This window comes from Geodermatophilus saharensis (assembly GCF_900188205.1).
Classification (GTDB): Bacteria; Actinomycetota; Actinomycetes; order Mycobacteriales; family Geodermatophilaceae; genus Geodermatophilus; species Geodermatophilus saharensis.
Map to the genome: position 1 here is coordinate 333,966 of NZ_FZOH01000002.1, position 12,128 is coordinate 346,093.

Here is a 12,128-nt window from a genome sequence, read left to right on the forward strand (position 1 = left end):
CGGCCGGACCGGGGACAGTGGAGCCGTGCTCGCCGGCCTCGCCCCCGCCCGCCGCCGCCTGCTGCTCGTCCTGCTCGCCCTCGTCGTCGCGGCCGCCGTCGCCGCGACCGGGCTGCTGCTCGCCGGGCGGGGTGAGGACGCCGCGCCGGCGGCTCCGGTGTCGCAGGAGGAGCCCGGCCCGGTGCTGCTCGTGCCCGGCTACGGCGGCGGCACCGGGTCGCTGACGTCACTGGGCGACCGGCTGACCGCCGAGGGCCGCGACGCCACCGTCGTCACGCTGCCCGGCGACGGCACCGGTGACCTCGCCGCGGCGGCCGATGCGCTGGGCGAGGCCGTCGACGCGGCGCTGGCGCGCACCGGCGCGGGCAGCGTCGACGTCGTCGGCTACTCCGCCGGCGGGGTGGTCGCCCGGCTGTGGGCCGCCGACGGCGGCGCCGGCGTCGCCCGGCGGGTGGTCACCCTCGGCTCGCCGCACCACGGCACCACGCTCGCCGACCTCGCCCTCACCCTCGCCCCCGGCCAGTGCCCGGACGCGTGCCGGCAGCTGGCCACCGACAGCGAGCTGCTCGCCGCGCTCAACGCGGGGGACGAGACGCCGGACGGGCCGACCTGGGTATCGATCTGGACGGCGCAGGACGAGACGGTCACCCCGCCGGAGTCCGCCCGCCTCGACGGCGCGCTCGGGCTGGCGGTGCAGTCGGTGTGCAGCGGCGCGCAAGTGGGGCACGGCGACCTGCCGCGCGACCCGCTGGTGCAGGCGATGGTGCTGGCCGAGCTCGCGCCGGGCGACCCCGTGCCGCTCGGCCCCGCCGACTGCGCCCGCCTCGGCGGCTGACGGCGGTGGTCGCCGCACGGTCGGGGAACCCGATCGTGCGGCGTCCTGGGTCAGCGTCGGCGGCGAGCCAGGACGCGCGGAGGTGGGCCAGGACGGCGCCCCGTGTCGACGTGCGGCCGACCGCCGTCACGTGACCGGCGACGCCGAGGTGGCCGAGGTGCGGGCCCGGCCGGCCGCCGCGAGCCTCAGCTCGTGACGTCCTTGGTGGTGAAGTTGGCCCACGCCGCGGTCAGCAGCACGCCGACGTAGACCCCCTGCAGCGCCAGGCCGCGGACGACGTCGCGCCACAGCACGGGGTCGCGGAAGAGGTCGACGAAGGCCAGCCAGTAGCGCGTGGGCAGGTACGGCGCGATCGGTGAGGCGGCGTCGAGGGTGAACAGCAGCGACGAGGTGACCAGCACCGCCAGCGCGCCGAGCGCGGCGGCCAGCGGCGAGTCGGTGAGCGTGGAGAAGAACAGCCCGAACGCGGCGACGCCGAGCATCGACACCGCGACGTAGCCGATGGCCAGCAGCGTCCGGCCGGCCAGCTCCTCGGTGGTCAGCGACGTCCCCGACACCGACGTCCCGGCCGCCGGCCGCGCCTCGAACAGCACCGAGCCGACGGCGTAGCCGACGAGCGCCACCACGACGACGGTGACGAGGACGAAGGCCATCACCGCGACGAGCTTGGCCACCAGCAGCCGCGTGCGGCCGACGGGACGCGCGAGCAGGTAGCGCAGCGTCCCGGCCTGCGCCTCCCCCGCGACGGCGTCCCCGCTCACCACCGCGACGGCGATCGGCAGGAACAGCGGCAGCACGATCGCCAGCGCCGCGAGCGGGAACAGCGCCCCGTTGGTCAGCACCGCCGAGAGAAACGGCGGCCCCTCGCCCGGCCGCGGCGCGAGGTCGGTCAGCCGCAGCAGCACGGCCACCAGCACCGGCAGCGCGTTGAGGACGGCGATGGTGACCCAGGTGCGGGGCCGGCCGAAGGTCTTGCGCAGCTCCGTGCCGATCACACCAGCTCCCTGCCGATCACGGCCGCTCCACCCGGTCGGCGCTGGTGCCCGCCGCGGCGAGCACCACCTCCTCCAGCGTCGGCCGCTGCAGCGCCAGCCCGCGCACCGGGACGCCGGCGCCCACCAGCAGCGCGTTGACCTCCGCCGGGTCCGGCCCGCGCACCACGACGCGGCCGCCGTCGGCGGCGAGCACCCGCCCGTCGAGCACCGCGCGCACCCGCTCCGGTGCCGGGGTGTCGACGACGGTGGCGCCGGTGGGCGCGGTCAGCCGGGCCAGCTCGTCCTGCAGCACCAGCCGGCCGCGGTCGAGCACGCCGACCCGGGTGCACAGCTGCTCGACCTCGGCGAGCAGGTGGCTGGAGAGGAACACCGTCGTCCCGCCGCGGTGCAGGTCGAGCAGCAGCGCGCGGACCTCGGCGATGCCCTGCGGGTCCAGGCCGTTGGTCGGCTCGTCGAGGACCAGCAGCTCCGGGCGGCGCAGCAGCGCACCGGCCAGGCCCAGCCGCTGCCGCATGCCGAGGGAGTAGGCGCCCACCGGCCGCCGGCCCACCCCGCCGAGGCCGACCTGGTCGAGGGCCTCGGCGATCCGCCGCCGGCGGTCGCGCCGGCGCCCGCCCGGCCCGGCGGCGTCGAGCAGCGCCAGGTTGGCCGCGCCGGACAGGTGCCGGTGGTGCGCCGGGCCCTCGATCAGCGCGCCCACCCGCGGCAGCACCCGCCGGCCGGCGCGCGGCATGCGGCCGCCGAGCAGCTCGACCTCACCGCGGGTGGGCAGCACCAGCCCGAGCAGCATCCGCACCGTCGTCGTCTTGCCCGAGCCGTTGGCGCCGAGGAAGCCGTAGACGTCGCCGGCGCGGACGTCGAGGTCGATCCCGTCGACGGCGCGCACCCGGCCGAACTGCTTGACCAGCCCCCGGGTGCTGACGACCGCGGTCACGGCGCCCCGCCGGGCACCTGCCCGGCGGCCTCGGCGAGCGCGTCGAGCGTCACCGTCCCGGTGAGGACGTAGGTGCCCCGACCGGGCCGCTCGACCAGCATCAGCCCCAGCGGCCCGGCCGCCAGGCGCACGCCCCGGCGGTCGACGAGGGCGTCGGGGCTGGCCCGGACGGCCGCCTGCAGCCCCCGGGCGAGCCGGGCCGGGACGGGGGCGACGGCGAGCAGCGTGACCCCGCGGCCGTACACCCCGACCGACGACGGTGCGCCCGCGAGCGTGCGCCGCGGCAGCCCGGCCAGCTCGGCGGGCAGCGGCACCGCGGTCAGCCGGCGGTCGGCCTCGGCCAGCAGCCCCCCGGCGTCGCGGCCGGGCCGCACCCGCGCGCCGTCCGGCGGGGTGAACGCCACGACGGCGGCCGGGGGCGGGGTCGGGTCGAGGTCGAGGAAGCGGGTGTCGAGCGCGGGGACCGACGCGCCGTCGGCCACCACCTGCACCGCCAGCGGCAGGCCGGTCGCCGCGTCGGCCCAGACGTCGACCCGCGCCACCGACGCCGCCGGCGCGGCGGGCACCAGCCGCAGGCCGAGCGCGTCGCGGCCGGCGACCCGGCGCGCGCCGATGCGCGACAGCTCGTCGTCGGCGGCCTCCGACAGCAGCCGCCGGCCCAGCGCGGCGGGGACCAGGTCCGGCGGGGCGGGCAGCGCGAGCGGCGCGGGCCCGGTGCGCTCGGCGGTGGCCGACTCGAACTCCCAGGTCCACGTGCCGGCGGGGTCGACGTGCACGCCGGTCTCCCCCGCCGCGGTGACGACGTCGACCCGGTGCTCGTCCTCCCCGCGCCACCACACCCGCAGCTGCACCCGGTCGCTGAGCAGGTCGGCGACGGCGGGCAGCTGGTCGCTCACCGGCAGGGTCAGCCCGCCGGCCGAGACGGCGTAGCCGGAGAACCCGACGCCGGCGCTGGCCAGCACGGCGTCGCGCAGGGCGGTGGCGGGGACGTCGGCGTCGTCGGCCGGGAGCGCGGCGACGACGGCGGGCAGGGCGCACAGGCCGGCGACCAGTGCGGCGAGCACCGCCCACCGTCGGCCGCGGCCGTACCCCGACATGCCGGCCACGCTACGAGCGCCCCGCAACCGGCGACCCGGGGCGACGGCGTGCGCGGACGCGCGCTCCTGCGGCCCGGGACCGCAGGTCCGCGCACGCCGTCCACCTCCGAGGCGCAGCGGTCACACCACCTCGACGCGGACCTCGTGTCCGGGCGTGCGGGCGAGCCGTGCGTCGCGGGTGAGCAGCGGGCACTGCAGCGCCTCCGCGAGGGCCACGTAGGCAGCGTCGTACGCCGACACGTTCTCCCGCAGGGTCCACGCACGGCGGCGGAGCGCTCCGAGCGCCGGCCACCGCTCCAGCGCCAGGTCCTCGAAGTCGGCCAGGGCAGCCGCGCCCCGGGACGCGCTGAGACTCCCGCGGAGGACGAGGTGCCGGAGCGCGGAGACGACCTCGTAGTCGAGCAGCGCGGGCGCGTGGAGGTCCTCGACGGCCAGACGGGCGCGCAGGCGGTCACTGCCCTCGACGCCGGTGAGGACGTCGACCACGGCAGCGCAGTCGACGACGATCACCGTGCCTGCCCGGCTCTCCCGAGGTGGTCGTCCCGCTCCTCCCGCGCCTCCTGCACGGCGACGAGCGCGGACTCGGTGGCCGGGCCGGCTCGTCGAGCAGCGCGATCGAGGACCTCCTGCACGGTGGGCCGTGCGGCATCCCGCTCCAGGAGACCGAGCAGGTAGCGGTTCAGCGACTCCCCGCGGGCCGCGGCCCGTTCCTTGAGGGCGCGGCGGACGTCGTCCGGCACGTCCCTGATCTGCAGCAGCGACCCCATGGGCGCACGCTACCCGGAGTGGGATGCACTGTGTATTGATCCGGCGCCGTCGCGCATGGATGCGCTGCACCGCCGGGTACCTCCGCCGCATGGCTCCTCCCCTCAGCGACGCCGTCGTCGTCGACGTCCTGCGCCGGCTCGACCGGCTCACCGCGCCCCTGGTGCAGCGGCTGGGCCGCCCGCCCGAGCTGCCGCCCGCCGAGCGGGACGACTGGTGGGCCGAGCGGGCGTCGCGGGTGGCCGCGGCCGCGGGCGGGCTGCCGCGGCTGGCCGGGCGGCTGGCCGACCTGCTGCCGCTGCAGAACACCGTCGGGACGGCGGTGCAGTCGCTGGTGGTGCTGGGTGTCGCCGGCGAGCACGGGGTGACCGACCCGGCCGAGCGGGTGGCGCTGCTGTCGCGGGTGCTGCTCGCCCGCGACCTGCCGCCGGAGAGGGTCCGGCCCCTGCTGGAACGGGTGCGCGGCGCCTACACCGAGGCCGCCCTCGGCGCCCGCGAGGAGCGGGCGGGGTTCACCGGGGCGGTGCGCACCATCTGGCGCGCGGCCCGGCTGCTGTCCCGCATCGACGAGGCGCTCGACGCCCGCCCCAAGGGCCGCCTGGGCGCCCGGGCGCTGGCCCAGCTGCCCGTCGTCGGCGTCGTCGGCGGCTACGCGGCCGAGCGGGTGGCTCTGCGGCGCGCGGCGCGGATGACGGCGGACCTGCTCGAGCCCGGCCGGCCCGTGTCCGTCTGAGCGACCGTGCTCAGGTGCTCGCGGCCAGCGTCGAGGGCACCGAGGTGCCGGTGCCCCGGTCGGTGAGGTTGGCGTACACCTCACGGGTCGCCGTCGACCGGTTCATGGTGATGAAGTGGATGCCCGGCACGCCCTCGTCGAGCAGCCGCCGGCACATCGCCGTCGCCACCTCGACGCCGAAGGCGCGCACCGCCGCCTTGTCCTCCGGGCGGTCGCCGTCGAGCTCGGCGAAGCGGGCGGCGAGGTCCTCGGGGAACGCCTGGCCCGACAGCTGCACGATCCGGGTGATCTGCCGGACGTTGGTCACCGGCATCACCCCGGCGATCACCGGGACGTCGCAGTCGCGGGCGGCCACCCGGTCGCGCAGCCGCAGGTAGTCCTCGACCCGGAAGAACATCTGGGTGATGGCGAAGTCCGCGCCGGCGCGGCACTTGCGCACGAACATCTCGACGTCGGTGTCGAAGTCCGGCGACCGCGGGTGCCGCTCGGGGAAGGCCGCCACGCCGACGGAGAAGTCGCCCATCGACCGGATGAGCTCCACCAGCTCCGAGGCGTACTCCAGCCCCTGCGGGTGGCGCACCCACTCGGCCTGCGGGTCGGCGCCGGGCGGGTCGCCGCGCAGCGCCAGCAGGTTGCGCACGCCGGCGGCGGCCAGCCGGCTGACCACGTGCCGCAGCTCGGCGACCGAGTGGTCGACGGCGGTCAGGTGCGCCAGCGGGGTCATCGTCGTCTCCGCGGCGATCCGCTCGGTGACGGCGACGGTGCCCTCCCGCGTCGAGCCGCCGGCGCCGTAGGTGACCGACACGAACGACGGCCGCAGCGACTCCAGCCGGCGCAGCGCCGTCCACAGCTGGGCCTCGCCCTCGGGCGTCTTCGCGGGGAAGAACTCGAACGACCAGGTCGGCCGTGAGGTCGCGAGCAGCTCGCGGACGCTGGCGGTCACGGGGTCCGAGGGTACGGGCGTCCCCGGCCGCTGCTCTGCATCCGTCCGTGCCGTCCGGGGGGAAGGGATCCGGTACCGGTCCGAACGGCAGGAGGCCCCCATGGCTGGAGACCCGAACAGGACGCGCGCGACTCGGTGGGGCGATACTGGCCGGGTGATCAGCGGCGCTGCGCAGCAGCGGGGGTCCGTGGTCCGGCCGCTGCCGCCCTCGCTGGCGGCTGCCGACCTCGACCGCATCCGGGGCGCGGTCTCGGCCGCGCTCACCGGGTTCCTGGAGGAGCAGCGGGCCACCCTGGCCGGGATGGACCGCTCGCTCACCCCGGTCGTCGACGAGGTCTGCGCCCTGGCCGACGGCGGCAAGCGGCTGCGCCCGGCCTTCGCCTACTGGGGCTGGCGCGGGGTCGCCGAGGACGTCACCGGCCCGGCCGAGGACGACGCCGCGGTGCTGCGCGCCGTCGCCGCCCTGGAGTTCGTGCACGCCAGCGCGCTGGTCCACGACGACGTCATGGACGGCGCGCTGACCCGCCGCGGCCGCCCCGCCACGCACGTCGGCTTCGCCACCCGCCACGGCGACGGCGGCCTGTCCGGTGACGGCGACGCCTTCGGCGTCGGCGCGGCGATCCTCGTCGGCGACCTCGCGCTGGTCTGGTCCGACGAGCTGCTGCGCCGCTCCGGCGTCTCCGGGCCGGCGCTGGCCCGCGCCCGCTCGGTCTGGGACACCATGCGCACCGAGGTCACCGCCGGGCAGTACCTCGACCTGCTGCGCGCCGCCGGCGGGCTGCCCGGCCCGCAGGGCGCGCTCACGGTCGCCCGCTACAAGAGCGCCGGCTACACGGTGCAGCGCCCGCTGCAGCTCGGTGCCGCGCTGGCCGGCGCCGGTCCGCGCGCCGCCGACGTCTACACCGCGATCGGCCTGCCGCTGGGCGAGGCGTTCCAGCTGCGCGACGACGTCCTCGGCGTCTTCGGCGACCCGGCGGTCACCGGCAAGTCCGCCGACGACGACCTGCGCGAGGGCAAGCAGACGCTGCTCATCGCGCTCGCCGAGGAGCGCGCCGACGAGCAGGGGCTGCGGCTGCTGCGCGAGTGCCTCGGCGACCCCGACTGCGACGACGCCGCGCTGGACGCGCTGCGCCGGCTCATCGAGGACACCGGTGCCCGCGCCCGGGTGGAGGAGCGCATCACCGAGCGCACCGCCACCGCCCGCGCCGCGATCGCCGACGCCCCCATCGCCGCGGAGGCCCGCGCCGCCCTCGACGCGCTCGCCGTGGCCGCGACCTCCCGGACCGCCTGAGCGTGCGCACCGTCCCCGGGACGACCGACCGGGTCGTCGTGATCGGCGCGGGCCTGGCCGGGCTCGCGACGGCGCTGCGGCTGCGCGGCGCCGGCCGTGAGGTCACCGTCGTCGAGCGCGCCGGCGGGCCCGGCGGGCGGGCCGGCGTCGTCGCCCGCGACGGGTACGTCCTCGACACCGGGCCGTCGGTGTTCACCGCGCCGGAGCTGGTGGCCGACACGCTGGCCGCCGTCGGCGAGCGGCTGGAGGACCGGCTGACGCTGGTCCCCCTGCAGACCACCTACCGGGCGCAGTTCGCCGACGGCTCGCACCTCGACGTGCACGCCGACGTCGACGCCTTCGCCGCGGAGGTCGAGGCGCTGGCCGGCCCGGCCGAGGCCGCCGCGCTGCGCCGCTACCTCGCCGACCTCGCCGAGCTGTACCGGCTGCAGCTGACCACGTTCATCGACCGCAACCTCGACACCCCGCTGGACCTGCTCGGCCCCGAGCTGTGGGCGCTCGCCCGGCGCGGCGGGTTCGGCCGGCTGTCGAGCCACGTCGCCCGCTTCTTCGACGACGACCGGCTGCGGCGGCTGTTCAGCTTCCAGGCGCTCTACGCCGGGGTCTCGCCGTTCCGGGCCATCGCCGCCTACGCGGTCATCGCCCAGCTCGACATCGGCGCCGGCGTCTGGCACCCCGTCGGCGGGATCGGCGCGGTGCCGCGGGCCATGGCCGCCGCCGCGGCCGACGCCGGCGTCGTCTTCCGCCACGGCGCGACCGTCGAGCAGCTGGAGCTGCGCGGCCGGCGGGTGACCGGCGTGTGCCTCGAGGGCGGGGAGCGGCTGCCCGCCGACGCCGTCGTCGTCACCACCGACGCCCCCGAGCGGCTGGTGCCCGGCCTCGCCCGCCGCCGCCGGCCGGTCTACTCGCCGTCGTGCGTGACCCTCCACCTGGGCGTGCGCAGCGAGCTGCCCGGCCAGGCGCACCACACGATCAGCTTCGGGGCGGCCTGGCGGGAGGTGTTCGACGAGCTCACCCGTGACGGCCGGCCGATGAGCGACCCGAGCCTGCTGGTGAGCATGCCGTCGGTCACCGACCGGTCGCTCGCCCCCGACGGCGGGCAGGTGCTCAGCGTGGTCGCGCCCGCGCCGAACCTCGACCCGCACTCGGGCGGCAACCCCGGCATCGACTGGGACGGGCTGACCCCGCGCTACCGCGAGGAGGTGCTCGGCGTGCTGGAGGCCCGCGGCTGGACCGGACTGACCGACGCGATCGAGGTGGAGCACGTGGACACCCCGCTGACCTGGGCCCGGCAGGGCATGGCCGCCGGCACGCCGTTCGCGCTGGCCCACACCTTCGGGCAGACCGGCCCGTTCCGGACGCCCACGCTGCCCCGCCGCGGGCCGGAGAACGTGGTGCTGGCCGGCTCGTCGGTGCAGCCCGGCGTCGGCGTGCCCATGGTGGTCATCTCCGGCCGGCTGGCCGCCGAGCGGATCACCGGGCCGGCACCGGGCCGCCCCGGGCACGTCCGCGGAGGTGCCCGGGCCGGCTCTCCGGACGTGTCCCCGGAGGGGGCCCGGTGACGGCGACCCGGCGGCCGCTCACCCAGGCCGAGCGGCAGGCCCGCCTCGACGCCGCCTACCGGTACTGCGCGGCGGTCAACGCCGAGCACGGCAAGAGCTACCACCTGGCCACCCGGCTGCTCACCGCCGACCGGCGCCCGGCGATCCACGCGCTCTACGCCGCCGCGCGCACCGCCGACGACCTCGTCGACCACCCCGGCGCCGACCCCGAGGCCGACCTCGCCGACTGGTCGCGGGCGCTGCTGGCCGAGCTCGAGGCCGGCTGGTCCGACGACCCGGTGCGGCTGGCCACCGTGCACACCTACCGCCGGTACGCCATCCCGGTCGAGCACCTCGTCGACTTCCTCGCCGCGATGACCAGCGACCTCACCGTCACCGGCTACGCCGACATGGACGCCCTCGACCGGTACATGTGGGGCTCGGCGTCGGTGATCGGCCTGCAGGTGCTCCCCGTGCTGGGCACCGCGCCCGGCGTCACGCAGGAGGAGGCCGCGCCGCACGCCATCGCGCTGGGCGAGGCCTTCCAGCTGACCAACTTCCTGCGCGACGTCGCCGAGGACGCCGACCGCGGCCGGGTCTACCTGCCCGCCGACGTCATGGCCGCCCACGGCGTGACCCGCGAGCAGATCGAGGCCAAGCGGTACGACGCCCGGTTCCGGGCGCTGATGCAGGAGATGGTCGCGATCGTGCGCCGCCGCTACGACGACGCCGCCCCCGGGACGCCGATGCTCGCGCCGGAGTCCCGCGACTGCGTGCGCGCCGCCACCGCGCTCTACGGCGGCATCCTCACCGAGATCGAGCGCGCCGACCACCGGGTGCTCGACCGCCGGGTGACGGTGTCCAAGCCGCGCCGGCTCGGCATCTTCGCCCGCCGCCTGGCGAGCGCCCAGGCCGTCCGCCTCCGCCCCCGCTCGGCATAGGAAGCTCTCCGCACGTCTGCGCCGCCGAGACGTGCGGGGAGCTTCCTGTGCCTCGCCGGTCAGAAGGCGAGGGCCTGCGCGCGCCGGGTGACCTCGGTGTGCCGGTCGTCGCGCAGCGCCTGGACCGGCGTCCCCGGCAGCGACTCGTCGGCGCGGAAGAGCCACTCGAACACCTCGGCGTCGCTGAACCCGCCGTCGCGCAGGACGGTGATCAGCCCCGGCAGGTGCTTGAGGACGGCCCCGTCCTGGAGGAAGTCGGCGGGGATGCGGCTGTTGCCGCTGCCGGGCACGGCCATCAGCTTCCCCTCGCGGACGAGCTGGCGGACCTTGTTGGGCGAGACCCCCAGGACGCCGGCCACCTCGGCCGGCGTCATCGTCTGCATCTGGTCGGACTGCACGCCACGAGCCTAGGACGCCGGCCGGGCGGCTAGGATCGGCGGCGGGCCGTGACTGGCGCATCGAGGTGGGGCACCACCGGGGAGCGGCCCGCACTCCCCCGCCGGGCGCCTGGGCAGAGCCGACCACCGACCGCGCAGGAGCCCTCGCATGACCGACGTGACCCCCGCCTTCGACGCCACCGCCGCCTCGACCGCCTACCGCAGCGCGCTGTCGGTCATCGCCGAGGTGGAGCCGCGGGTCGCCGACGCGATCGGCGCCGAGCTCGCCGACCAGCGCGCCTCGCTCAAGCTGATCGCCAGCGAGAACTACGCCTCGCCGGCGGTGCTGCTGACCATGGGCACCTGGCTGTCGGACAAGTACGCCGAGGGCACCGTCGGCCACCGCTTCTACGCCGGCTGCCAGAACGTCGACACCGTCGAGGGGCTGGCCGCCGAGCACGCCCGCGAGCTCTTCGGCGCCCCGCACGCCTACGTGCAGCCCCACTCGGGCATCGACGCCAACCTGGTCGCCTTCTGGGCGGTGCTGGCCCAGCGGATCGAGTCCCCCGCGCTCGAGCGCGCCGGCGTGCGCCACGTCAACGACCTCACCGACGAGGACTGGGCCACGCTGCGGCACGCCCTGGGCGACCAGCGGATGCTCGGCATGAGCCTCGACGCCGGCGGCCACCTGACTCACGGGTTCCGCCCGAACATCAGCGGCAAGATGTTCGCCCAGTCCTCCTACGGCACCGACCCGGAGACCGGGCTGCTCGACTACGACGCCGTCCGCGCCCGCGCGCGGGAGTTCCGCCCGCTGATCCTCATGGCCGGCTACTCCGCCTACCCGCGCCGGGTCGACTTCGCGAAGATGCGCGAGATCGCCGACGAGGTCGGCGCCACCCTCGTCGTCGACATGGCGCACTTCGCCGGCCTGGTCGCCGGGAAGGTGTTCACCGGCGACTTCGACCCGGTGCCGCACGCCCACGTGGTCACCAGCACCAGCCACAAGTCGCTGCGCGGTCCGCGTGGCGGGTTCGTGCTCTGCCAGCCCGAGTACGCCGACGCCGTCGACCGCGGCTGCCCGATGGTGCTCGGCGGGCCGCTGCCGCACGTCATGGCCGCCAAGGCGGTCGCCTTCGCCGAGGCCCGCCGCCCGCAGTTCGCCGGCTACGCACAGACCGTCGTCGACAACGCCGTCGCCCTGGCCGAGGGACTGTCCCGCCGCGGCGCCCGGCTGGTCACCGGCGGCACCGAGAACCACCTCGTGCTGCTCGACGTCTCGACCTTCGGGCTCACCGGGCGCCAGGCGGAGTCCGCGCTGCTCGACGCCGGCATCGTCACCAACCGCAACGCGATCCCGGCCGACCCCAACGGCGCCTGGTACACCTCCGGCGTCCGGCTGGGCACCCCCGCGCTGACCACCCGCGGCTTCGGCGCCGCGGAGTTCGACCGCACCGCCGAGCTCGTCGTCGACGTGCTGTCCCACACCAGCCCGACGGCGACGCGGGACGGGTCACCCTCGAAGGCGAAGTACGCCGTCGACGGCGGGGTGGCCGACAAGACCCGCGCGGCCGCCGCCGAGCTGGTCGCCGCCCACCCGCTCTACCCGGGCCTCGACCTCGCCTGAGCCCGGCGACCACACCCTCCCGTGACCCGTGTGACGGGAGGGTGTGGCC

Annotated in this window: 13 protein-coding genes and 1 riboswitch; of the genes, 6 read left to right on the plus strand and 7 right to left on the minus strand. The window is 77.0% G+C overall.

The window, feature by feature from the left end; all coding sequences use genetic code 11:
- Positions 1-25 precede the first annotated feature (25 nt).
- On the plus strand, positions 26-835 hold the full coding sequence (locus tag CHC04_RS05845; RefSeq protein ID WP_089402946.1) for a lipase family alpha/beta hydrolase: 810 nt from the start codon (positions 26-28) through the stop codon (positions 833-835).
- 185 nt (positions 836-1,020) lie between these two features.
- Here the strand turns inward: CHC04_RS05845 and CHC04_RS05850 are convergent, their stop codons facing one another.
- The 5 genes from CHC04_RS05850 to CHC04_RS05870 form a co-directional block, all read right to left on the minus strand.
- Positions 1,021-1,830 (minus strand): ABC transporter permease, encoded by an 810-nt coding sequence (locus CHC04_RS05850; protein WP_089402947.1) that lies wholly within the window; start codon positions 1,828-1,830, stop codon positions 1,021-1,023.
- Between the two features lie 16 nt (positions 1,831-1,846).
- The gene (locus CHC04_RS05855) at positions 1,847-2,764 is read right to left on the minus strand and encodes an ABC transporter ATP-binding protein (RefSeq protein WP_089402948.1); all 918 of its coding nucleotides are present in this window, start codon (positions 2,762-2,764) and stop codon (positions 1,847-1,849) included.
- Positions 2,761-3,861 carry a transcriptional regulator gene (locus tag CHC04_RS05860; protein ID WP_089403359.1) on the minus strand — a complete coding sequence of 367 codons (1,101 nt, stop codon included), beginning with the start codon at positions 3,859-3,861 and terminating at the stop codon, positions 2,761-2,763. The genes CHC04_RS05855 and CHC04_RS05860 overlap by 4 nt, the downstream gene beginning before the upstream one ends.
- Before the next feature lie 120 nt (positions 3,862-3,981).
- Entirely contained in the window at positions 3,982-4,371 is a 390-nt protein-coding gene (locus CHC04_RS05865) for a type II toxin-antitoxin system VapC family toxin (protein ID WP_089402949.1), read from the minus strand.
- Positions 4,368-4,628: a FitA-like ribbon-helix-helix domain-containing protein gene (locus tag CHC04_RS05870; RefSeq protein ID WP_089402950.1), complete on the minus strand. Its 261-nt coding sequence runs from the start codon at positions 4,626-4,628 to the stop codon at positions 4,368-4,370. The genes CHC04_RS05865 and CHC04_RS05870 overlap by 4 nt, the downstream gene beginning before the upstream one ends.
- An 89-nt stretch (positions 4,629-4,717) precedes the next feature.
- Here CHC04_RS05870 and CHC04_RS05875 point away from each other — a divergent pair, with 89 nt between their 5' ends.
- Positions 4,718-5,359 carry a hypothetical protein gene (locus CHC04_RS05875; RefSeq protein ID WP_089403360.1) on the plus strand — a complete coding sequence of 214 codons (642 nt, stop codon included), beginning with the start codon at positions 4,718-4,720 and terminating at the stop codon, positions 5,357-5,359.
- Between the two features lie 10 nt (positions 5,360-5,369).
- Here CHC04_RS05875 and metF read toward each other — a convergent pair whose 3' ends face one another.
- Positions 5,370-6,302, minus strand: a complete 933-nt coding sequence (metF, locus tag CHC04_RS05880) for a methylenetetrahydrofolate reductase [NAD(P)H] (RefSeq protein WP_217897193.1) — start codon at positions 6,300-6,302, stop codon at positions 5,370-5,372.
- Positions 6,303-6,456: 154 nt separating this feature from the next.
- On the opposite strand from metF, the gene CHC04_RS05885 reads away from it, so the two are divergent.
- Genes CHC04_RS05885 through CHC04_RS05895 form a run of 3 tightly spaced genes read left to right on the plus strand, consistent with a single transcriptional unit; the run spans position 6,457 to position 10,075 of the window.
- Positions 6,457-7,593: a polyprenyl synthetase family protein gene (locus CHC04_RS05885; protein ID WP_245817016.1), complete on the plus strand. Its 1,137-nt coding sequence runs from the start codon at positions 6,457-6,459 to the stop codon at positions 7,591-7,593.
- A 2-nt stretch (positions 7,594-7,595) separates the two neighbouring features.
- Entirely contained in the window at positions 7,596-9,155 is a 1,560-nt protein-coding gene (gene crtI / locus CHC04_RS05890; RefSeq protein WP_089402953.1) for a phytoene desaturase family protein, read from the plus strand.
- Positions 9,152-10,075, plus strand: coding sequence for a phytoene/squalene synthase family protein (locus tag CHC04_RS05895; RefSeq protein ID WP_089402954.1), 924 nt, complete (start codon positions 9,152-9,154; stop codon positions 10,073-10,075). Before crtI ends, CHC04_RS05895 begins: the two co-directional genes overlap by 4 nt.
- Before the next feature lie 59 nt (positions 10,076-10,134).
- Here CHC04_RS05895 and CHC04_RS05900 read toward each other — a convergent pair whose 3' ends face one another.
- Complete coding sequence (locus CHC04_RS05900) at positions 10,135-10,473, minus strand: Rv2175c family DNA-binding protein (protein WP_245817017.1); 339 nt, start codon at positions 10,471-10,473, stop codon at positions 10,135-10,137.
- Positions 10,474-10,511: 38 nt separating this feature from the next.
- Positions 10,512-10,595, plus strand: a riboswitch (ZMP/ZTP riboswitch).
- 26 nt (positions 10,596-10,621) lie between these two features.
- Here CHC04_RS05900 and CHC04_RS05905 point away from each other — a divergent pair.
- Positions 10,622-12,079, plus strand: a complete 1,458-nt coding sequence (locus tag CHC04_RS05905) for a glycine hydroxymethyltransferase (protein WP_176449836.1) — start codon at positions 10,622-10,624, stop codon at positions 12,077-12,079.
- Positions 12,080-12,128: the final 49 nt, after the last annotated feature.